Annotated in this window: 18 protein-coding genes; 8 read left to right on the plus strand and 10 right to left on the minus strand. The window is 59.7% G+C overall.

Annotation, left to right across the window (positions count from 1 at the left end):
- From ACMDB8_RS00410 to ACMDB8_RS00430, 5 genes are all read left to right on the plus strand, one after another.
- Entirely contained in the window at positions 1-402 is a 402-nt protein-coding gene (locus tag ACMDB8_RS00410; protein WP_007972930.1) for an ExbD/TolR family protein, read from the plus strand.
- Positions 403-691: 289 nt separating this feature from the next.
- Positions 692-1,273, plus strand: a complete 582-nt coding sequence (locus ACMDB8_RS00415) for an alpha/beta hydrolase (protein WP_008045411.1) — start codon at positions 692-694, stop codon at positions 1,271-1,273.
- Positions 1,274-1,328: 55 nt separating this feature from the next.
- Positions 1,329-2,258: a sigma 54-interacting transcriptional regulator gene (locus ACMDB8_RS00420; protein WP_409079082.1), complete on the plus strand. Its 930-nt coding sequence runs from the start codon at positions 1,329-1,331 to the stop codon at positions 2,256-2,258.
- Between the two features lie 239 nt (positions 2,259-2,497).
- On the plus strand, positions 2,498-3,280 hold the full coding sequence (locus ACMDB8_RS00425; RefSeq protein WP_056726949.1) for a MetQ/NlpA family ABC transporter substrate-binding protein: 783 nt from the start codon (positions 2,498-2,500) through the stop codon (positions 3,278-3,280).
- Positions 3,281-3,746: 466 nt separating this feature from the next.
- Positions 3,747-4,907 (plus strand): RHS repeat-associated core domain-containing protein, encoded by a 1,161-nt coding sequence (locus ACMDB8_RS00430; protein WP_223541543.1) that lies wholly within the window; start codon positions 3,747-3,749, stop codon positions 4,905-4,907.
- A 35-nt stretch (positions 4,908-4,942) separates the two neighbouring features.
- Here the strand turns inward: ACMDB8_RS00430 and ACMDB8_RS00435 are convergent, their stop codons facing one another.
- Complete coding sequence (locus tag ACMDB8_RS00435; protein WP_056726947.1) at positions 4,943-6,139, minus strand: AAA family ATPase; 1,197 nt, start codon at positions 6,137-6,139, stop codon at positions 4,943-4,945.
- Positions 6,140-6,316: 177 nt separating this feature from the next.
- On the opposite strand from ACMDB8_RS00435, the gene ACMDB8_RS00440 reads away from it, so the two are divergent.
- The 3 genes from ACMDB8_RS00440 to ACMDB8_RS00450 are packed head-to-tail and all read left to right on the plus strand — an operon-like array spanning position 6,317 to position 11,528.
- A complete protein-coding gene (locus ACMDB8_RS00440) occupies positions 6,317-7,420 on the plus strand; it encodes an efflux RND transporter periplasmic adaptor subunit (protein WP_056726946.1) in 1,104 nt (367 codons plus the stop codon).
- Positions 7,417-8,481: an efflux RND transporter periplasmic adaptor subunit gene (locus ACMDB8_RS00445; RefSeq protein WP_056726945.1), complete on the plus strand. Its 1,065-nt coding sequence runs from the start codon at positions 7,417-7,419 to the stop codon at positions 8,479-8,481. The genes ACMDB8_RS00440 and ACMDB8_RS00445 overlap by 4 nt, the downstream gene beginning before the upstream one ends.
- Positions 8,478-11,528, plus strand: coding sequence for an efflux RND transporter permease subunit (locus tag ACMDB8_RS00450; RefSeq protein ID WP_056726944.1), 3,051 nt, complete (start codon positions 8,478-8,480; stop codon positions 11,526-11,528). The genes ACMDB8_RS00445 and ACMDB8_RS00450 overlap by 4 nt, the downstream gene beginning before the upstream one ends.
- Positions 11,529-11,581: 53 nt before the next feature.
- Here ACMDB8_RS00450 and ACMDB8_RS00455 read toward each other — a convergent pair whose 3' ends face one another.
- From ACMDB8_RS00455 to ACMDB8_RS00495, 9 genes are all read right to left on the minus strand, one after another.
- Positions 11,582-12,211: a class I SAM-dependent methyltransferase gene (locus ACMDB8_RS00455; RefSeq protein WP_223541539.1), complete on the minus strand. Its 630-nt coding sequence runs from the start codon at positions 12,209-12,211 to the stop codon at positions 11,582-11,584.
- Positions 12,212-12,350: 139 nt separating this feature from the next.
- Positions 12,351-12,707 carry a DUF6124 family protein gene (locus ACMDB8_RS00460; RefSeq protein ID WP_056726942.1) on the minus strand — a complete coding sequence of 119 codons (357 nt, stop codon included), beginning with the start codon at positions 12,705-12,707 and terminating at the stop codon, positions 12,351-12,353.
- A gap of 360 nt (positions 12,708-13,067) precedes the next feature.
- Positions 13,068-13,712: a methionine ABC transporter permease gene (locus ACMDB8_RS00465; protein ID WP_056726941.1), complete on the minus strand. Its 645-nt coding sequence runs from the start codon at positions 13,710-13,712 to the stop codon at positions 13,068-13,070.
- Positions 13,702-14,823: a methionine ABC transporter ATP-binding protein gene (locus ACMDB8_RS00470; RefSeq protein WP_409079083.1), complete on the minus strand. Its 1,122-nt coding sequence runs from the start codon at positions 14,821-14,823 to the stop codon at positions 13,702-13,704. The genes ACMDB8_RS00465 and ACMDB8_RS00470 overlap by 11 nt, the downstream gene beginning before the upstream one ends.
- Before the next feature lie 2 nt (positions 14,824-14,825).
- Positions 14,826-15,635 (minus strand): MetQ/NlpA family ABC transporter substrate-binding protein, encoded by an 810-nt coding sequence (locus ACMDB8_RS00475; protein ID WP_056726939.1) that lies wholly within the window; start codon positions 15,633-15,635, stop codon positions 14,826-14,828.
- Between the two features lie 129 nt (positions 15,636-15,764).
- Positions 15,765-17,117 (minus strand): LLM class flavin-dependent oxidoreductase, encoded by a 1,353-nt coding sequence (locus ACMDB8_RS00480; protein WP_056726938.1) that lies wholly within the window; start codon positions 17,115-17,117, stop codon positions 15,765-15,767.
- Positions 17,118-18,311, minus strand: a complete 1,194-nt coding sequence (locus tag ACMDB8_RS00485; protein ID WP_056726937.1) for an SfnB family sulfur acquisition oxidoreductase — start codon at positions 18,309-18,311, stop codon at positions 17,118-17,120. It abuts the gene before it with no gap.
- A gap of 38 nt (positions 18,312-18,349) precedes the next feature.
- A complete protein-coding gene (locus tag ACMDB8_RS00490; protein ID WP_056726936.1) occupies positions 18,350-19,582 on the minus strand; it encodes an SfnB family sulfur acquisition oxidoreductase in 1,233 nt (410 codons plus the stop codon).
- A 223-nt stretch (positions 19,583-19,805) separates the two neighbouring features.
- Entirely contained in the window at positions 19,806-20,570 is a 765-nt protein-coding gene (locus tag ACMDB8_RS00495) for a hypothetical protein (RefSeq protein ID WP_056726935.1), read from the minus strand.
- Positions 20,571-21,001 lie beyond the last annotated feature (431 nt).

Below are 21,001 nucleotides of genomic sequence, written 5' to 3' on the forward strand. Positions count from 1 at the left end.
ATGGCCTTCTCCACGCAAGACACTGACGAGGTGCTCAGCGAGATCAACGTGACACCGTTGGTGGATGTGATGCTGGTGTTGCTGGTGGTGTTCATCGTCACCGCACCGCTGCTGACCAACGCGATACCGATCAACCTGCCCAAGACCGAAGCGGTGGCGCCGGTGGAGCAGAAAGACCCCTTGGTGGTGAGCATCGACGGTGCCGGCAAACTGTTTATCAACAAGGACGAGATACAACCGGACTTGCTGGAGTTCAACCTCAAGTCGGCGAAGGCCAAGGACCCCGAGGTGCGCGTGCAGTTGCAGGCGGACGATGGGGTGAATTACGGCGAGGTGGCGCGGGCCATGGCGTCGATTGAACGGGCAGGGATTACCAAGTTGTCGGTGATTACTGCGCGTTAACAGATTTTCGTTTTCCGGGGCCGTCTCCTTGGCAGGGTGCGGCCCTTTTTTTTTCCTCGATTTCAGCAGCACCACTAATCCCCTGTGGGAGCGAGCTTGCTCGCGAATGCGGCGTATCAGTCGACATAAATATTGCCTGACCGGACGCTTTCGCGAGCAAGCCCGCTCCCACAGTCGATGGTGTTTATATTCGATATAGATCTTAATAAATAGCTTCTTATTCCTTAACGAATATAAATCCTCTCCCTATACTCGACCGGGAACAGACACGCAGCAGGAGAGCTCCCCCATGCGCAACGAATCAATTCGCTACCTGATTGTGCCGGGCTGGCAAGGATCGCCAGAAGATCATTGGCAAAGCCACTGGCAGAACAGCCTGCCGAACAGCGCACGGGTGGAACAGGCCGACTGGCTGACGCCGCGCCGTGAAGACTGGGTCGCGGCGCTGGCCGAGGCGATTGCCGCCGACAGCACGCCGGTGATTCTCATTGCCCACAGCCTGGGCTGCATCACCGTCGCCCATTGGGCCGCGAGTGCCCCCGTGCAGTTTTTGCGTCAAGTGCGCGGCGCCTTGCTCGTCGCGCCGGCCGATGTCGAACGCCCGGCCTGCGCGCCGGCCTTGCGCAATTTCGCGCCGATCCCGACGGATCTGCTGCCGTTCCCCAGCCAGGTTGTCAGCTCCGACAACGACAGCGCCGTCAGTGCACCACGGGCCTTGGAGCTGGCGCGTAACTGGGGCGCCGAGGCGGGGATTCTGGCGGGGGCGGGGCATATCAACGTGAAGTCCGGTCACCAGCGTTGGGAGCAGGGTTTTGCCTACCTCTATCGACTGCAAAACCGCATGGAACACCACGCCCTGCGCCGCGCTTGAACACTTTCTTTATTTAACGCCCCCGTCTCCCGGCGGTTTTGGGCGGGAGTCTGCCATGAGCTTTGAAACCTTCGGCCAGCCACTGCTGACCTTTCCCGATGCCGAAAAAAGTCCCCTGAGCATCCGCGCCAAGGCGCTGGTGTTTGTCGATCCACGTTCACGGCAATTACGTGAAGACCTTGAGCAACTGGCCACGCGTTCAGTGTCAGTGCTTATCCGTGGCGAAACCGGCACCGGCAAGGAGTTGCTGGCCCGCCATATCCACCGCGCCAGTGATCGCGGCGGGTTGTTCGTCTCGGTCAACTGCGGGGCCATCAGCCCGACCTACGCCGACGCCGAGTTGTTTGGCTATGCGGCGGGCAGCTACAGCGGCTCGGCGAGCAGCCGCGCCGGGTGGTTCGGTTCGGCCAACGGCGGCACGTTGTACCTGGACGAAATCGGCGATTTGCCGTTGCCGATCCAGATCAAATTGCTCGCCGCGCTGGAAAACCACGAAGTCACCCGCGTCGGTGCCCAGCAACCGAGCCCGGTGGACGTGCGACTGGTGGCGGCCACCAGCATCGATCTGGCCCAGGCGGTTGCCGCCGGAAAATTCCATGAACGGCTCTATCACTACCTCAGCGAAGGCCAGCTCGAACTGCCGGCGCTGCGCGAGCGCACGGGTGACATCCTGTCGCTGGCCGAATACTTCCTCGGGATCTACAGCCAGCGTCTCGACTTGCCTGTGCCGCTGATCAGCGAAGCGGCGCAGCTTGTGCTGGAACGCCACAGTTGGCCGGGCAATACCCGGGAGCTGGAAAACATCATTCACTTTGCACTGCTGGTGAGTACGGGCGACGAGATTTTGCCGGAGCATTTGAACCTGCCCGAGGCGTTGGTTTCTTTGGGGCAAATTGAGCAGCAAATAAAGTATGTCTTTTCCAACGGTACGCCTGAGGAGCGCCAGGCACTGAAGCAATTGCTGCTTACGACCGGGCTTTTGTAGGAGCTGCCGCAGGCTGCGATCTTTTGATTTCCGGCGGCCTCAATGCCATCAAAGTCAAAAGATCGCAGCCTGCGGCAGCTCCTACGTGAACAAAATGGAATATGAAGCTGAATAAACGTTATTGTTCGGGAATAAAAAATCCCGGTATTGTCCGCTTCACGCCAGCGATAGCACTTCACTGGCACTCTCATATTCAAGCCGTCGCCACAAGCGACTGTGATTTTCGATAAGGACACTGCATGAAAAAGGTTCTGTTGTTCACCGCACTGGCGGCTGCCCTGACCACGGGTCTGGCCCAGGCTGGCGAGAAACTTGTGGTTGCCGCGACTCCGGTGCCACATGCCGAGATCCTTGAGCTGATCAAGCCAACCCTGGCCAAAGAAGGCGTGGACCTGGAAATCAAGGTTTTCACCGACTACGTTCAGCCGAACGTGCAGGTCGACCAGAAGCGTCTGGACGCTAACTACTTCCAGACCCTCCCGTACCTGAAGAGCTTCAACGAAGGCAAAGGCACTCACCTGGAAACCGTGATCGGTGTTCACGTTGAACCCTTCGGCGGCTACTCGAAGAAAATCAAAACCCTGGCTGAACTGAAAGACGGCGCGACCATTGCCATCCCGAACGAAGGCAGCAACAGCGGCCGTGCCCTGATCCTGCTGCAGAAGGCTGGCCTGATCGAGTTGAAAGACCCGAAAAACGCCGTGTCGACCCCGAAAGACATTGCCAAGAACCCGCACAACTTCAAGTTCAAGGAGCTCGAATCGGCCATGTTGCCGCGTGTGCTGGATCAGGTCGACCTGGACATGATCAACACCAACTACGCACTGGAAGCGGGCCTGAATCCGGCGAAAGACGCGCTGATCATTGAAGGTGCCGATTCGCCTTACGTGAACTACCTGGTGGCCCGTCCGGACAACAAGGACAGCGTCGCCATCCAGAAACTGGCCAAGGCCCTGACCAGCCCGGAAGTAAAAGCATTCATCGAGAAGAAATACAGCGGCGCGGTATTGCCGGCGTTCTGATTCGCGAAGCAAACCCCTTTAAGGTTTCAAACGCCGACGGCTGATTTAGCGTCGGCGTTTTTTATGTGTGCTGGTTTTATGCTCCGCAACCCAGCGGGAGCAAGCTCCCTCGCCACAAAAAACAACTCCGGGGGCTGCTGTAACCTTCAAGCCGGCTTGGTCTTCAAGGCCCTGCGCAACGCCATCAAGAGTTTCACAATGTCCTGCGGATCCAGCCGTTGCGGCGGTTGTACGTCTGCCATGTTCTCGTCCTTGTGAGGTTTTGGCCGGGAGTCTGGCCAAAAGTGGTTCGTCCTTGGAGCAGCGTTTCGAAAAAAAGATCCTTCCTACGGTGTAAGGGAAAGTAGCTGTCCTCTCTTGTCTGGGCAAACCCGGGCGTCAGTTTTCTCCCTGCACTAACAGTTCTGCTAGGTGCCGGCGTATTCAAACGGGTGCAAACTGCTTCCCTCGCCGGGAGTTGACCCTCATGAGCGCATTGACTCACCCCCTCAATCGCTACCGCTATGATGCCCTGGACCGGTTGGTCGAACTGGAGCCGTCGGAGCTGGAAAAACTGACCCGTTTCTACTGCGGCGAACATCTGGTGACGCAACTGAAAGGTCAGGGTGGGCGCTGTGTGCTTCAACACGACAGGCAACTGCTGGCAGTGCAATCGTTTGACGGCGTCGAGCGCAACAGCCAGTTGCTGGTCACCGATCAGCAACGTTCGGTATTGCAGTTGGCCGGACCTGACGGAGTTGTGCGCCAGGTCTACGCGCCCTACGGTCATCGGCGGCTCGAAAGTGGTCCCGGCAGTTTGCTCGGATTCACCGGCGAAGCGGTCGATCCGGCCACCGGTCATTATCTGCTGGGCAACGGGCATCGGGCGTTCAACCCGGTGCTGATGCGCTTCAACAGCCCGGATGGCCTGAGTCCGTTTGGGCGGGGTGGGTTGAATCCGTATGCGTATTGTTTAGGCGATCCGGTGAATTTCAGTGATCCGACTGGGCGGTTCGTCAATGTGCTCAAGATATTCACCAGCGGCGCAGGCCTGTTCAGTTCGCTCATCACGCTGAAGCCCTCTGTACCTTTTAAAGTTGCTAACAAGGCTTTGGCGAATGGAGCCGCATTTCGAGCAAGTCCTAAGCAATTCGCTGGTGCAACGGCCTCCGTTACCGCCGGAATCATGGGGGTTGGAGTGGCTGCGACAGGTTTGGCGAGCACCATTATTGCTGCGATTGACCCTGAATCTCCGTTGATCACACCGTTGGCTTTTGTATCCGCAGCACTGGCGACCGGTGCTGTTCTGGGCAGGGTGGGTTCGGCCTGGGTTGGGCGCGATCCAAAAGCCATCGCTGGGTTGAAGGCACTGGGTGAAAAACAATCAGGTGTGAAAGGTATCGCGGTATCCAGGAACCCGAGGCCCTCGAGCATTTCGTTACAGCGAAATCATGGGCCTTCTGCACCCGATTTATCACAGTTCACTCCAGTGCCTTCCGCACCGTCACCTAGACAGTTTGATGTACGACCTTTTGACTGGATGACACCAGAAATCGATGCTGTGCTGAACAAGCTTGGTGGTAAAGCACCATTGTTCGACTTCGGTTCGTCGCGGCGTAGTTCCATAAGCAGTATTCGCAGTACTTAGCTCTGTAAATCCTACTTCTGGAGGTTTACTTGACTTCAATCCGGCCAATACCACGCCGGCTCATCCAGCATCCGCTGCCCGACAATCCCGGTTTGCCCGAGATTCTTCTCCAGCACGATGCAATTGCACTCCGGGTCTTCCTGCAATGCCGAAATCAAGCGCCTGGCGTGGGAAACCACCCACACCTGACACTGCTCTGAAGCACGGATAATCAAGCGTGCCAGCGCCGGCAGCAGGTCCGGGTGCAGGCTGGTTTCCGGTTCGTTCAGCACCATCAACGTCGGCGGTCGTGGCGTCAGCAGCGCCGCGACCAGCAGCAGGTAACGCAATGTTCCGTCCGACAGCTCGGCGGCCGACAGCGGCCGCAACAAACCTTCCTGAAAGAACTCGATGGCGAAGCGCCCGCCAGGCAGTGGTTCGATGTTCAGTCTGGCGCCGGGGAAGGCGTCGCTGATCGCCGTCCGTAAAGCCTCGGGATCACCGATTTCGATGATCGTCTGCAAGGCCGCCGCCAGGTCGCGTCCGTCGTGGTGCAGCACCGGCGTGCGGGTGCCCAGTTGAGGTTGTCGTGCCGGGGCGTCGGCATCGCTGCGAAAGTGATCGTAGAAGCGCCAGCGGCGGATGAACTCGCGCATTTCCAGCACTTCCGGTGAGCCGCGCAGGCTGCCGACCTGATCGAACAGGCTGTCGAAAGTCGGTGTGTGCTGCGCCAATACATCCCACTTGCGATCGGCGCGGGCGCGGATCATCGGGCCGTCACGATCGACCAGCAGACTGGCCGGGCGATAGAACGCCCCGGCCCACAGGCATTCGCGTTTGATCTGCGGGTCGAGGCTGAAATAAGACGGTATTGGCGAGTTGCGCCCGGGGAGCATGAAATGGCCATTGGAATCGGGCAGGCCGAGGCTGATCGAGTAGCCGAAGTCCTCTCCCGCAAACCCCAGTCGAAGGCGTTTGACGCCCTGACGCACGGTGGGCTCGATAGCGACTTCGCCGGTGCGCATGCGCCGGGAGATGTTTTCCGGCCCGGCCCAAAAAGTCGAATCCAGGCCTCCTTCACGGGCCAGGGCATTGACCACGCCGCCGTGGGCGGTTTCCGCCAGCAGGCGCAGCGCGCGGTACAGGTTGGATTTGCCGCTGCCGTTGGGACCGGTGATCAGATTCAGGCGGCCCAGCGGGATCACCAGTTTGTTGATCGAGCGGTAATTGGCCACGGCGAGAGTCTTGAGCATGTGGGTTCCTGAGGCGGGATCGACCGGGGCTCATTGTCAGGCATGCACAGGAGTCTATGGCAAGTGTTTCAGGGCTAAAAAAGTGTGAACTTTTTCTTCATAAGACGCTCGTGCAAGGTTCCCATCCTGTTCTAAGCTCTCTGTCGTGTTGTACGTGAAAAAGGCCAAGGAGTTTGCATGGTGGTTCCCGGATTGAAAGTAGTAATGGCCTTGAGTGTCGTCACCCTGCTGACGGCTTGCGACGAAAAAAAGCCCGTGCAGGAATACCTGCCACGGGTGTTCGTGCAAGTCGTCAAGCCGGCGGATTACGCGGCCTCGATTACCCTCACCGGTGATATCCAGGCACGGATACAGACGGAGCTGTCTTTTCGTGTAGGGGGCAAGATCATCCAGCGCTCGGTTGACGTCGGTGATCGAGTGACAGCCAAACAAGTGCTGGCCCGGCTCGACCCGAAGGATCTACAGACCAGTGTCGATTCGGCCCAGGCGCAAGTCGTCGCCGAACAGGCGCGGGTGACCCAGAGTGCGGCGGCGTTCGTGCGCCAGCAAAAACTGCTGCCCAAGGGTTACACCAGCCAGAGCGAATACGACTCGGCCCAGGCGGCCTTGCACAGCAGTCAGAGTGCCTTGAGCGCCGCCAAGGCGCAGTTGGCCAATGCCAAGGATCAACTGAGCTATACGGCACTGATCGCCGATGCGCCGGGGATCATTACCGAGCGCCAGGCAGAGGTTGGCCAGGTGGTGCAGGCAACCATGCCGGTCTTCAGCCTGGCCCGTGACGGCGACCGGGATGCGGTGTTCAACGTCTATGAATCACTGCTGGCCGAGAAGCCGAAAGATCAAACCATCGTCCTCAGCCTGCTCGACAACCCGGCGATCAAGACCACCGGCACCGTGCGCGAAGTCACCCCCTCGGTGTCGGCGCAATCCGGCACCGTGCAGGTCAAGGTCGGTCTCGACAAACTGCCCGACGGCATGCAGTTGGGCTCGGTGGTGAGTGCCACGGCCAGGGGATCGGGCAAGTCGGTCATCGAGTTGCCGTGGTCGGCACTGACCAAAAACATCAGTGAGCCTGCTGTCTGGATTGTCGACGACAAGGGCAAGGCCCAATTGCATTCGGTCACCGTCAGCCGCTACCTGACTGGCAAGATCATCATCAGCGACGGGTTGAAGGACGGCGACAAAGTCATCATCGCGGGCGGACAACTCTTGCACCCGGACATGGAAGTCGAAATTGCCGAAAACACTTACAAGGATCTGACGTGGGGAGCCAAGCCATGAAGCCTTTATGGGCGTTGTCCATCGGGCTGGTGCTGAGCGCCTGTTCCAAAAGCGAACCGCCGCCGGCGCCGGTACGGCCGGTGCTGTCGATCAAGGTCCAGACCTTGAATGAAGAGGACCTGGGCCGCTTCGCCGGCAGCATCCAGGCGCGCTATGAAACCGATACCGGTTTCCGTGTGGGTGGGCGAATCGCCAGCCGTAACGTTGATGTCGGCACCGAGGTGGAGAAGGGTACGCTGCTTGCCACCCTCGATCCTTCCGACCAGCAGAACCAATTGCGCTCGGCCCAGGGCGATCTGTCGAAAATCCAGGCGCAACTGATCAACGCCAAGGCCACGGCCCAGCGCCAGCAAGCCTTGTTTGACCGTGGGGTTGGCGCGCAAGCGCAACTCGACGAGGCCAATACCGACCTGAAAACCACCCAGGCTTCACTCGATCAGGCCCGGGCGGCCGTCAACCAGAGCAAGGACCAACTGGGCTACACCGAACTGCGCGCCGACCATAAAGCCGTGGTCACCCAGTGGAGTGCCGAGGCCGGGCAAGTGGTGTCGGCCGGTCAGCAAGTGGTGACCCTGGCGCAACCGGACATCAAGGAAGCGGTGATCGACCTGCCCGATACCCTGGTCGATCAACTGCCCAGCGATGTGGTGTTCCTGGTCGCTGCGCAGCTGGACCCGAGCATCAACACCACCGCCATCATCCGCGAAATCGAACCCAAGGCTCAAAGCGCCACACGCACCCGTCGCGCCCGCCTGACCCTGGCCGAAACGCCACCGGGCTTTCGCCTGGGTACGGCCATCAGCGTCACCCTGAGCTCGGCGATCAAGCCGCGTATCGAATTGCCGGTCACCGCACTGCAGGAGGTCGATGGCAAACCACGTATCTGGGTGATTGATGCACAGAGTAAAACCGTCTCTCCCCGTGACATCCAGGTGATCAGCCGTACCGACAGCACCGTGGTGCTGGCTGGCGGCGTGAAGAACGGCGAGCGGGTGGTCAGTGCCGGTGTGAACAGCCTCAAACCGGGGCAGCAAGTGAAAATCGACGAGGACAGTCAATGAAAGGGCCTTTCAACCTCTCGGAATGGGCCCTCAAGCATCAGTCGTTCATCTGGTATCTGATGTTCGTCGCATTGCTGATGGGTGTGTTCTCGTACTTCAACCTGGGGCGCGAAGAAGACCCTTCGTTCACCATCAAGACCATGGTGATCCAGAGCAAATGGCCGGGGGCGACCCAGGAGGAAACCCTCAAGCAGATCACTGACCGGATCGAGAAGAAGCTCGAAGAACTCGACTCCCTCGACTATGTGAAAAGCTACACGCGCCCCGGTGAGTCCACGGTGTATGTGTACCTGCGCGACACCACCAGTGCCAAGGACATTCCGGAGATCTGGTATCAGGTACGCAAGAAGATCAACGACATCAAGTACCAGTTCCCGCAAGGCATACAAGGGCCGTCGTTCAACGACGAGTTCGGTGACGTCTTCGGCTCGATCTACGCCTTCACCGCCGACGGCCTGACCCTGCGTCAGTTGCGCGACTACGTGGAACAGGCACGCATGGAAATTCGCGGCGTGCCGGGGTTGGGCAAAATCGAAATGGTCGGCCAGCAGGATGAAGTGCTGTACCTGAACTTCTCCACACGCAAACTCGCAGCGCTGGGTATCGATGAGCGTCAGGTGGTGCAGAGCCTGCAAACCCAGAACGCCGTGACCCCGGCGGGTGTCATCGAGGCCGGGCCGGAGCGGATTTCGGTGCGCACTTCAGGGAAGTTCGCTTCGGAGAAAGACCTGGCCGAGGTCAACCTCAAGCTCAACGACCGTTACTATCGTCTGGCCGACATTGCCGAAATTCGTCGCGGCTATGTCGATCCGGCCTCGCCGGAATTCCGCTACAACGGCAAACAGGCCATCGGCCTGGCGATTGCCATGCAGACGGGGGGCAACGTCCAGGCGTTCGGCAAGGCCTTGCACGCCCGGATGGACCAGTTGACCGCCGACCTGCCGGTGGGTGTCGGCATTTACAACGTCTCCGACCAGGCCGTGGTGGTGGAAGAGGCCGTCGGTGGTTTTACCAGTGCCTTGTTCGAGGCGGTGGTGATCGTGTTGCTGGTCAGCTTCGTCAGCCTCGGCGTGCGCGCCGGGCTGGTGGTGGCGTGCTCGATCCCGTTGGTGCTGGCGATGGTGTTTGTGTTCATGGAATACAGTGGCATCACCATGCAGCGGATTTCCCTCGGTGCACTGATCATCGCCCTCGGCCTGCTGGTGGACGATGCGATGATCACCGTGGAAATGATGGTCACGCGCCTGGAGATGGGCGAGACCAAGGAGCAGGCGGCGACCTTTGCCTACACCTCCACGGCGTTCCCGATGCTCACCGGTACGCTGGTGACAGTGGCGGGCTTCGTGCCGATCGGCTTGAACGCCAGCTCCGCCGGTGAGTACACCTACACCCTGTTTGCGGTAATTGCCTGCGCGATGCTGGTGTCGTGGGTAGTGGCGGTGCTGTTTGCGCCGGTGATCGGCGTGCACATTCTCAGTGCCAACGTGAAGCCCCATGAAGGTGAACCCGGGCGCATCGGCAAGGCGTTCAACGGTGGGCTGCTGTGGTGCATGCGCAATCGCTGGTGGGCCATCGGCATTACGGTGCTGTGTTTTGTGTTGGCGCTGTTCAGCATGCGTTACGTGCAGAACCAGTTCTTCCCGTCTTCGGATCGTCCGGAAATCCTGGTTGATCTGAACCTGCCGCAAAACGCCTCGCTCGACGAAACCCGCCGGGCTGTCGATCGCCTTGAAGCCACGCTCAAGGACGATCCGGACATCGTGCGCTGGAGCACCTACGTCGGTCAGGGCGCGATCCGTTTCTACCTGCCACTGGACCAGCAACTGCAAAACCCGTTCTACGCGCAGTTGGTGATCGTCAGCAAAGGCCATACCCGTGAAGCCATGATGCAGAAGCTTCGCGAGCGCTTGCGCAACGACTTCGTCGGCATCGGTGGTTATGTCCAGGCACTGGAAATGGGCCCGCCGGTAGGGCGTCCGATCCAGTACCGGGTCAGCGGCAAGGACATCGACCAGGTACGCCGACATGCCATCGACCTGGCCACTGAGCTGGACAAGAACCCGCACGTTGGCGAGATCATCTACGACTGGAACGAGCCGGGCAAAGTCCTGCGCATCGACATCGCCCAGGACAAGGCGCGGCAATTGGGGCTGTCTTCCGAGGATGTGGCCAACCTGATGAACGGCATTGTCAGCGGCCAGACGGTGACTCAGGTCGATGACGACATTTACCTGATCAACGTGGTCGGGCGCGCGGTGGATTCCGAGCGCGGAACGCCGGAAACCCTGCAGAACCTGCAAATCGTCACGCCTAGTGGCACGTCGATTCCGCTGCTGGCGTTTGCCACGGTGCGCTACGAACTGGAGCAGCCGTTGGTATGGCGTAGGGATCGCCTGCCGACCATCACCATCAAGGCGGCGATTCGTGACGAGATCCAGCCGACGGACCTGGTGAAAATCCTCAAGCCATCCATCGACGCTTTCGCAGCCAAACTGCCGGCGGGCTACAAGGTCGCCACCGGTGGTACGGTGGAGGAAAGCGGCAAGGCCCAGGGGCCGATTGCCAAGGTGGTGCCGCTGATGCTGTTCATGATGGCGACCTTCCTGATGATCCAGCTGCACAGCGTGCAGAAGCTGTTCCTGGTGGCCAGTGTCGCGCCGCTGGGGCTGATTGGCGTGGTGATCGCGCTGGTGCCTACCGGTACGCCGATGGGCTTCGTGGCGATCCTCGGGATCCTGGCGCTGATCGGTATCATCATCCGTAACTCGGTGATCCTGGTGACCCAGATCGAAGAGTACGAGCAGAAGGGCTACGCGCCGTGGGATGCGGTGGTGCAGGCCACCGAGCATCGACGTCGGCCGATCCTGCTGACCGCCGCGGCGGCGAGCATGGGGATGATCCCGATTGCCCGGGAAGTGTTCTGGGGGCCGATGGCCTACGCGATGATCGGCGGGATCGTCATCGCCACCTTGCTGACGCTGCTGTTTTTGCCAGCGTTGTATGTGGCCTGGTACAAGATTCGTGAGCCGAAAAAGGAGGCGCAGTAAGGGCGAGCGCTTCGCGCTCATCGCGAGCTTGCTCGCGATGGCGTCCGAATTGACTACACAGCCTTACGCCAGACACTCGCCAACCAAGGCTGCTGCTCCCGCGGCAGCCCTGCAGGCCGGTAGTAATGCTCCAGCTCCACAAACCCCGCCTCGATCAACAAATGCTGCCAGGCCGCCAGGTCGTGATACGACCCATAACGCGGTCCGTTCCAGCCTTCCTGATTTTCGCCACGGGGATTGGAACTGAACAACACACCACCCGGTTTCAGCGCTCCCCACAATTGCTTCAACACCCGTGGTAATTCCTGACGCGGAACATGAAACAGCACCGCGTTGGCAAAGATTCCGTCGAAACGCTCGGCCGGCAGATCAAGCTTCAGGAAGTCCTGCTGCCACACCTCGCACCCGCTGTCCTCACGGGCCATCTGCGCGAACTTTTCCGAACCGTCGAGGCCGACCGCCCTGTGGCCCATGCGGGTGAACGTCTGCAGATCACGTCCCGGCCCGCAGCCAAAATCGAGAATGTCGAAAGGCGCCTCGCCCTGAATGTGCCGCAGCAGGGCATCGATGTTCTGGCTGACATCGTGATCGCGCGTGCCTTCGCGGAAACTTTCAGCCGTCGAGTTGTAGTGGCCCAAGGTCGTGGTGGTGATCTGTTCGAGGTCGTCGGGTGTTTGCTTCATGGTCGGCTGCGCAGGAAAAAGGAGATGTGTTGACTATAAGCGCTTTCGCGCTTTGAAAGATCGCAGCCTGCGGCAGCTCCTACGTGTGAACGCCAAACTCTGTAGGAGCTGCCGAAGGCTGCGATCTTTTGGCCTTGGCTCAGCCCTGCTTCATCCCCAAACACTCAATGGAGTGATCCACCATCGCCTTGGCAATCTCCAGCAAATGCCAGATCGAGTACACCATCGCCCGGTCGGCACCCTTGAGTTGATCGCCACACTGATACGCCGTGACCGAAGCACAACGCAGCAGATCGGCGACATAGAGCTGGGTGTCTTCAAAACTCACGTCCTTGCTGACGTTGTAGAAGCGCATTTCATCGGGGGGTGTGGGTTGCTTGCCGGTGAGGTGGAAATCGATGGCGCGGTAAAGCGCGGAACGATCCCTGAGCAAATCGTCGGTGACGGTTTCGGTGGTAGGGTTTTCGGGAGGTGGATCGGGAACGGATTTCTTCATTGGTAAAACTCCTGGTATCTATTGGAGCCAACCGATATCGCGACTAAACGAACAGGGGTGGCGGCTGCACGCAGGTTAGTCGACCGGTCACCAGGAAACCCGGCGCACCCAAGGGTGCCCTGCGCACAGCCACCATAAATTTCAGATAATAAAAAATACCTGACATGAGGTGGCGCTGTACGCCTGGTAAGATCCGGGCGACTAAACCCGATCACTGATGAGCAGTGACGGACCGAGACTAGCCACGGAAAATGGCAGGCGCAAGCGAGCGAAATGATCTAGGAAACGTCCTGCAAAAGAAAGGGAACGGGCCTTCGGAATCGCTGATTTTCCTGTGCGAAATATCGCTAGGATCTTCACTTACCGCTTATTCAACCCCCGCGCCAACCGATCCCCACCCAATTGAATCACCGCCACCACCGCCACCAGCAACACAATCACCGTCAGCATGATCTGGCTATCAAAGCGCTGATACCCATACCGATAGGCAATGTCCCCCAGCCCACCCGCGCCAATCGCCCCGGCCATGGCCGACGAATTGATCATCGTCACCAGGGTGATGGTGAACCCGCCGACAATCCCCGGCAGCGCCTCCGGCAACAACACATGCCAAACGATGTGCCAACGCCGACAGCCCATGGCTTGCGCCGCTTCGATCAACCCATGATCGACCTCGCGCAGGCTGACTTCGGCAATGCGCGCAAAGAATGGCGTAGCGGCGATGGTCAACGGCACCACGGCCGCCCATACGCCGTAGGTGGTGCCTACGATCAATCGGGTGAACGGAATCAGCGCCACCATCAAAATCAGGAACGGAATCGAGCGAAACAGGTTCACGAATGCACCCAGTGCGCGGTTCAGTGCCGGGGCTTCGTAGATGCCGCCCCTGGAACTGGTGACCAGGATCACCGCCAGCGGAATGCCCGCCAACAGCGCGATCAATGACGACACGCCGACCATCAAGAACGTGTCGATGAAACCTTGCAGCAAGCGGTCAAACCACATAGCCCAGTACCTCCACTTGTTGCGCCCATTGGCCGGCGCGTTGACGCAATTGCTCGGCACCGAGAGTCGAGCCGGTCACTGCCAGCAGCAGTTGCCCGAGGGCATGGCCCTGAATCCGTTCCACGCCGCCTTGCAGCAATCGCACACGGCCTCCGAGGGCGCTGAACAGTGCCGCCAGGTCCGGTTCGTCGCGTTGGCTGCCGGTGAACTGCAAGCGCAGGACCACGGCTGCGTCGCTGGACTTTGGCTGCGCCTGCAAACGGCTTTGCAGCTCTTTGGGCAATGCATGTTGCAACGGCGCCAGCATTGTCTTGCTGACCTCATGCTGCGGATTGCCGAACACTTCCCACACCGGGCCTTGCTCGACGATGCACCCATGCTCCAGGACAACCACGCGATCACAGATCTCACGGATCACCGCCATCTCGTGGGTGATCAGCACAATGGTCAGGCCCAGGCGCTGATTGATCTCGCGCAGCAGGCCGAGGATCGACTGCGTGGTCTCCGGGTCGAGCGCCGAGGTGGCTTCGTCGCACAGCAGAATTTCCGGGTCATGTACCAGCGCCCGGGCAATGCCCACGCGCTGTTTCTGCCCGCCGGACAACTGCGCCGGGTAAGCCTTGTGCTTGGCCTGCAAGCCCACCAGCTCCAATAGTTCACGGACCTTCTGCTCGCGTTGTTCCTTGGGCACGCCGGCGACTTTCAGCGGCAGTTCGACGTTCTGCCAAACGGTCTTGGCCGACATCAGATTGAAGTGCTGGAAGATCATGCCGATGCGCCGACGCAGCGCCACCAGGCGGTCTTCGTCGAATTCGCCGATGTCCACTTGATCGATCAGCACCCGACCGCTGCTCGGTTGTTCCAGGCGATTGATGGTGCGGATCAGCGACGACTTGCCGGCGCCGCTGCGACCGATGATGCCGAACACTTCGCCGCGCTGGATCGCCAGGTCGATGCCGTGCAACGCGGCCACCGGGCCTTGCTGGCCATTGTAGGTTTTACCCAGATTGATGAAGCGCACATGAGCACGATTGAGCTCGGGATGCAGCTCGGTTTGTTCAGCGCGTTGAGGCTCTGGAAGCTCCAGTCGCCGTTGAATGGTGGCGGTCATGTTCAGCTTTCCCAACCGGCTTGATAGAGCTTGCCGTGGGCCTTATCCAGCGCGGCGCGCACCGCGGGTGAGTGCTGGTAGATGTCGACGAACTTGATCAGGCGCGGGTCGGTTTTGCTCTTGGGCTGGATCACGAACTGAATCACGTACTCCTTGTGATCGAGGCCGTCGAACAGCAGCGCAGAGCCTGCGTCGAAGGTTTTCGACAAGCGAATGTAGGCCGGGTAGCCCTGCACCAGATCGGCGTCGTCATAGGCGCGCACCAGTTGCACGGCTTCGACCTGGAGGATCTTGATGTGCTTCGGGTTGGCGATGATGTCTTCTTCGGTGGCCTTGTAGCCGACGCCGGGCTTGAGGGTGATCAGGCCGGCCTTGGCCAGCAGCTGCAAGCCACGACCGCTGTTGATCGGATCGTTGGCGATGGCCACGCTGGCGCCTTGCGGCAGTTCGTCGAAGCTTTTGTATTTCTTCGAGTAGAGGCCGACGTTGTTGATGATCCCGGGGGCGAACGGCACCAGGTCGAAACCTGATGCTGCCTTGGCGTTCTCCAGGAACGGGATGTGCTGGAAGTAGTTCACGTCGATGTCGCCTGAAGCCAGGCTGACGTTCGGTGCGATCCAGTCGCTGAACTCCACCAGTTCGACTTTCAGGCCTTGTTTGCCGGCTTCTTCGACCGCCGCTTCAAGGGGAATGGCGAAGGCGGCGGTGGTGCCGATTTTCAGTGGGGCGTCGGCGGCGAAGGTTACCGAGCTGAACAGGCCGAGGGCCAGGGCCAGTGCTTTGACTGGGTGGGAGAGGTAGTTCTTTTTCATGATGAGTTATCCAGTCAGTGCATTAAGTTTGTGGTGTCTGTTCGGGCCTCATCGCGAGCAAGCTCGCTCCCACAGGGTTTTTGTGAACACCCGAGATCCACTGTGGGAGCGAGCTTGCTCGCGATGCTTTTAGCGGCGGTAAGCCGAACCGGTATGTTGCTCAGGCAAATGCGCCTCTCGCTGAAACAGCTTTTCGCGCAAGGTGCCGCTGTCGTACGCCGTCTTGTACGAGCCCCGCCGTTGCAACTCGGGGATCACCAGTTCGATGAAATCCTCATAGCTTTCCGGCGTGACAATCCGCGTCAGGTTGAAACCATCCAGCCCGGTTTCGGCGATCCAGGATTCCAGTTCATCCGCCACTTGCTGCGGTGAGCCGACCACGGTGATGTAGCGCCCGCCAAGGGCGTGTTGTTCCAGCAATTTGCGGCGGGTCCAGTCGTTGTTTTGCAGGTGTTTGGTGGCGGACTGGATCGCGTTGCTCTTCACGTACTGGATCGGCTCGTCGATTTCATATTGGGAAAAATCGATCCCGGTGGACGCCGAAAAGTGCGCCACGCCGGCCTCGGCACTGGCGTAGCTCAGGTATTCGGCGTGCTTGGCCCAGGCCCGCTCTTCGGTGGCGCCAACGATCACGTTCAGGCCCATGAACACCTTGATGTCTTCGGGATTGCGCCCGGCGGAGGCGGCCGCGGCGCGCACCTTGTCCACCTGCGCCTTGGTCGATGCCTTGGTCTGGCCGCTGATGAACACGCACTCGGCATGTCGCCCGGCGAACAGCAAACCGCGATCCGAACTGCCGGCCTGGAACAGCACCGGCGTGCGCTGTGGCGAGGGCTCACAGAGGTGATAACCCTCGACCTGATAGAACTCGCCCTTGTGCTCGACCTTGTGCACTTTGTCTGGCTGCGCGTAGATCCGTTGCCGTGGATCGTTGAGCACCGCGCCATTTTCCCAACTGCCTTCCAGGAGTTTGTAGAGCACCTCCAGGTACTCGTCGGCCTGGTCATAACGACGGTCATGCTCAACCTGTTCACTACGGCCCATGGCCTTGGCAGCGCTGTCGAGATAGCCGGTGACGATGTTCCAGCCGACCCGCCCACGGCTCAGGTGATCCAGCGTCGACAGGCGGCGGGCGAACAGATACGGCGCTTCGTAGGTGAGGTTGGCGGTCAGGCCGAAGCCGAGGTTTTTCGTCACTGCAGCCATGGCCGAGACCAGCAGCAGCGGATCGTTGACCGGCAACTGGATCGACTCTTTCAACGGCACGTCCACCGAGTTCCGGTAGACGTCGTAGACCCCGACGATGTCGGCGATGAACAGGCCGTCGAACAGCCCGCGCTCCAGCAGCTGCGCCAGTTCGGTCCAGTATTCGATCGTGTTGTAGCGGGTGGACGTATCGCGCGGGTGCGTCCACAAGCCATGGTTGATGTGCCCGATGCAGTTCATGTTGAAGGCATTGAGCAGGATCTTTTTCTTGGCCATTCAGATGGTCCCCCGCAGTGGCGGGTTTTCATCGTTGAGGTAGTAATTGCCCACGGCGTGGTACTTCCAGCGTACCGGGTCGTGCAGGGTGTGTACCCGGGCGTTGCGCCAGTGGCGGTCGAGGCCGTGTTCGATCAGGGTCGCCTGGCTGCCGGCCAGTTCGAATAGTGTGCTGCCGGCGGCCAGGGAGATTTCGGTGCTGAGGGCGCGGGTTTCGGCGACGGCAATCGACGCCGCTGCGACGGTCTCGGCGTTCGTGTCGGCCTGGGCCTTGTCGAGGTATTCACCGGCACGCTCCAGCAGTGCCTCGGCGGCGTGCAGGCGAATGCTCAGGTGGCCGAAGCTCTTGAGGGTCAATGGATCGTCCGTGGCTTTTTCGTGGGTGGCGTCGATCCACGGCCGGGTTTTGGTGCGCACGAAGTGCAGCGCATCTTCATACGCGGCGCGGGCGATGCCGGTGTCGATGGCGGCATGGAGAATCTGCGCCAGCGGGCCGACCGGGGTCGGGCGCTCGAAAGCGCTTTGAAAGGGGATGACATCTTCAGCAGCAACAAAGACATCTTCGAACACCACCGAACCGCTGCCGGTGGTGCGCTGGCCGAAGCCGCTCCAGTCGTCGATCACACTCAGGCCCTTGCTGTCGCGTGGCACGAACGCCAGTTGCTGCACACCGTTTTCATCCACCACCGAGGTGGGAATGCGCTGGGCGTAGATCGCGCCCGTGGCGTAGAACTTGCGACCATTGATGCGATAGCCGCTGCCATCGCGAGTCAGGCTGGTGACCCGATCGTGTGCGGTTTTGGTGCCGAGTTCAGCCAACGCATTGCCGAAGCGCTGACCGGCCAATACTTCGGCGTACAGGCGTTGCTTCTGCTCGTGGCTGCCGTTCACCCGCAGTACTTCGAGGGCATAGAAATGGTTCTGCGGAATCTGCCCCAGGGAGCCGTCGGCCCGGGCGATCAAGGCGATGACGTTGGCCAGGGTGATGTTGGAAACACCGGCGCCGCCGTATTCCTTTGGCACGCTGATGCCCCACAGGCCCGAGCGGGAAAACACTTCCAGTTCCGGGTGTGGCAAGCGGCGTAAACGGTCGCGTGTGGCGCTGTCGCGTTTAAAGTCTTCGGCAAGGTCGCTGGCGACGACCAGGGCTTGCTCATCGCTGGTGATGACCGCGACGTGGTGAGAACTTGTCATGTGTTTCTCCAGAGCTCTGGTAAAAAGTGTTCTGGTCGTCAGATCCAGGAATGGCGATTGGGCAGCGTGCCGTTGAGGCGATAGGCGCCGACCGCGTGATACTTCCAGCGCACCGGATCGTGCAGGGTGTGCACCCGGGCGTTGCGCCAGTGGCGGTCGAGGTTGAATTCGGCGAGGGTCGCGCGGCTGCCGGCCAGTTCGAGCAGCTTTTCGCTGGCCAGCAGCGAAATCTCGGTGGTCAGCACTTTGGCTTCGGCCACGGCAATCGAGGCGCGGGCGGCGGACTCGGCGGTGAAAGGTGCGGCGCTGACATCATCGAGCACTTGCCCGGCCTTGCGCAGCAGCGCTTGGGCGGCGTGCAATTCGATTTTCAATCTGCCGATATCGGCGATCACGTACAGGTCATCGCTGGCCCGCTCGACCTTGGCGTCGATCCACGGCCGGGCGCGGGTTTTCACGAAGTCGATGGCGTCGTCGATGGCGCCTCGGGCGATACCGGCGTCGATGGCCGCTTGAATCAGCTGCGAGACGGCACCCTGGATGTTCGGCGTGTCATTGATCCGCCAGTTATCCACCACCAGTTCAGGATCGGCCTGCACGTTGTTGAGCAAAATCGTGCCGCTGGCGGTGGTGCGCTGACCAAAACCGGACCAGTCATCGACGATGCGCAATCCAGGTGTGCCGCGACGGATGAACGCCAGTACTTGCTTGCCATCGTCGTTCAACGCTTTGACTGCGACCCAATGGGCGAACAGTGCGCCGGTGGAATAGAACTTCTGGCCGTTGAGGACGCCGTCAGCGGTGATGCGCGCCTTCAGTTCCAGGGTGTTCTTGGTGCCGCGTTCCGGCCCGGCATTGCCGATGCGCCAGCCGTCGAGGACGCTTTTGAACAGCTGTTTTTTCTGCGCCTCGGTGGCGCTGCCGAGCACCAGGTTAAGAATGCCGAACTGGTTTTGCGGGATCTGCCCAAGTGCCGGGTCTGCCGCGGAAATGATCGCGAAAACCTCAGCCAGGGTAACGAACGAAACCTGCGGGCCACCGTACTCGCGGGGGATGGAAATGCTGCCCAGGCCGCTGCGGGTGAACTGTTCTATTTCAGACCATGGGAGCTTGCGCTGCCGGTCACGTTTGGCCGCTTGCAGGCGGGCGACTTGCGCCAGCTCGTGGGCCGCCTTGATGGCTTGAGCGTCATTGCGCAAGACTTTTGCGGGCAACAACAGCGGGGCGATGTCCAGGTCACTCTGGACGTTTGCATCTGCCAGACTGGACATCAGTGCCGCTCCTTGGCTGCACGCAATGCCCTGGCGATCTGCACTGGGGTGATTGTGTTCCGGACCATACCTACCTCACATCTTATGGAAGCGCCGCTTGTGGCCGCGCATGAAAACAAGGATGTCCGGTGGTCCGGTGTATATACCCTAAACGTGTATAAATATTTTATGAACTAACTTTTAGGAATATGCATAGAAGGATGATTCCGCCAAAGAGGCCTCTTCATCGTCTACGGGGTTCGGCGGCCTTGAGGGGCTGTTTCTTCGGGACTTTCAGATAAGTGTTTGCACAACCAATCTTCAGCGTGCGGGCTGGAGCCCAGCGGGAGTTGTTGCCCACCCGGTCGAGAATGCAGTACGTCACCTCCAGCCGCAGGTCTTCGCCGGCTTCGAGGATGATGGCCGGCGGAATCCAGACATGAATCGGCTGGCCCACATCGGCGGACTTGATCCGTGGCAGATCCATGCGCACATCGCCCCAGCGCAGGGTGATTTCATCGTCGACGGCCATGTTCAGGTACGGCTCGATGGTCAAGGGAACACCGCGTTTGACCTGGCTCGGATTGACCCCCTGACGGCGAATCGCCTCGGGAATGCTCACCGGTGCCAGGCACTGGTTTTCATCGCCGCACAGCTCGGAAGGTTGGCCGCCTGGGCAGTCGAGTTTGATCTGCACGTTTTGGCTGGCCGAAATCACTGGGTCTCGACCCACCTGCATGACCCGGTAGTGAATGCGCGAGGTACCGTTGGCGACAAAGCTTTCAGGCACCCGCAACTGCACCGGTTGGCCGACATCGCTGGCCATCAGCACGCGGGAGGCCACGTAGCAGCTATCCCAGAACAGTTCGATCAGGTCGCCTTCGTCCATGGCGGGGTAGGGCGCCACATCGATCAGCAGGTGCGCCGCACAAGTGACGTTGATGCCGGTCTTGTTGGATTGCGCCAGGGTCGGGGCCACAAGCCCGGATTTGTTCGAGGTGCTTTTCATGAAGTCTCCTTGAAGTTTTGCAACGAAGTCCGTTTCTGGGAAATCAAAAACTAAATATCGAACAGCAAAACCATTCATTACTTTTAATTGAAATAATGAGTTTGGCGTGATGAGTGACGTCGGTTGGAGACTAGATAAGAGTCAGGGGGAGTAAGTGTCAATGAGATTTATTAGTTATGGGTGAAGTGTGCTGTTATTCAGAAAGTTCCTACGGTACGAAGTAAGTAAACCATGGCGGCGTGTCGAATTTGTCCGCTGAAAGTGTCTAAAGCCGGGCGGCTTGGCGTGCGTGGTCGGCCAGGTGTTGTGAAAGGAACCTGGTGGGGAAAGGGAGGTTAATTGTTATTGTGCAGATATATGTACCGCGCGCGCGTACAAGATATGTATGTCGAATAGATTGGGTTAGTTTGGTATTGATAAAGTATTTTTTG

It is taken from the genome of Pseudomonas monachiensis (assembly GCF_047345015.1).
Lineage (GTDB): Bacteria > Pseudomonadota > Gammaproteobacteria > Pseudomonadales > Pseudomonadaceae > Aquipseudomonas > Aquipseudomonas monachiensis.

Excerpts from the sequence above, each read along its gene's own strand:
- ACMDB8_RS00440 (WP_056726946.1), top strand. The coding sequence starts at position 6,317 with ATGGTGGTTCCCGGATTGAAAGTAGTAATGGCCTTGAGTGTCGTCACC.
- ACMDB8_RS00485 (WP_056726937.1), bottom strand. The coding sequence starts at position 18,311 with ATGACAAGTTCTCACCACGTCGCGGTCATCACCAGCGATGAGCAAGCC.
- ACMDB8_RS00450 (WP_056726944.1), top strand. The coding sequence starts at position 8,478 with ATGAAAGGGCCTTTCAACCTCTCGGAATGGGCCCTCAAGCATCAGTCG.
- ACMDB8_RS00415 (WP_008045411.1), top strand. The coding sequence starts at position 692 with ATGCGCAACGAATCAATTCGCTACCTGATTGTGCCGGGCTGGCAAGGA.
- ACMDB8_RS00490 (WP_056726936.1), bottom strand. The coding sequence starts at position 19,582 with ATGTCCAGTCTGGCAGATGCAAACGTCCAGAGTGACCTGGACATCGCC.
- ACMDB8_RS00475 (WP_056726939.1), bottom strand. The coding sequence starts at position 15,635 with ATGAAAAAGAACTACCTCTCCCACCCAGTCAAAGCACTGGCCCTGGCC.
- ACMDB8_RS00465 (WP_056726941.1), bottom strand. The coding sequence starts at position 13,712 with ATGTGGTTTGACCGCTTGCTGCAAGGTTTCATCGACACGTTCTTGATG.
- ACMDB8_RS00435 (WP_056726947.1), bottom strand. The coding sequence starts at position 6,139 with ATGCTCAAGACTCTCGCCGTGGCCAATTACCGCTCGATCAACAAACTG.
- ACMDB8_RS00410 (WP_007972930.1), top strand. The coding sequence starts at position 1 with ATGGCCTTCTCCACGCAAGACACTGACGAGGTGCTCAGCGAGATCAAC.
- ACMDB8_RS00420 (WP_409079082.1), top strand. The coding sequence starts at position 1,329 with ATGAGCTTTGAAACCTTCGGCCAGCCACTGCTGACCTTTCCCGATGCC.
- ACMDB8_RS00460 (WP_056726942.1), bottom strand. The coding sequence starts at position 12,707 with ATGAAGAAATCCGTTCCCGATCCACCTCCCGAAAACCCTACCACCGAA.
- ACMDB8_RS00480 (WP_056726938.1), bottom strand. The coding sequence starts at position 17,117 with ATGGCCAAGAAAAAGATCCTGCTCAATGCCTTCAACATGAACTGCATC.
- ACMDB8_RS00430 (WP_223541543.1), top strand. The coding sequence starts at position 3,747 with ATGAGCGCATTGACTCACCCCCTCAATCGCTACCGCTATGATGCCCTG.
- ACMDB8_RS00425 (WP_056726949.1), top strand. The coding sequence starts at position 2,498 with ATGAAAAAGGTTCTGTTGTTCACCGCACTGGCGGCTGCCCTGACCACG.
- ACMDB8_RS00445 (WP_056726945.1), top strand. The coding sequence starts at position 7,417 with ATGAAGCCTTTATGGGCGTTGTCCATCGGGCTGGTGCTGAGCGCCTGT.
- ACMDB8_RS00495 (WP_056726935.1), bottom strand. The coding sequence starts at position 20,570 with ATGAAAAGCACCTCGAACAAATCCGGGCTTGTGGCCCCGACCCTGGCG.
- ACMDB8_RS00470 (WP_409079083.1), bottom strand. The coding sequence starts at position 14,823 with ATGACCGCCACCATTCAACGGCGACTGGAGCTTCCAGAGCCTCAACGC.
- ACMDB8_RS00455 (WP_223541539.1), bottom strand. The coding sequence starts at position 12,211 with ATGAAGCAAACACCCGACGACCTCGAACAGATCACCACCACGACCTTG.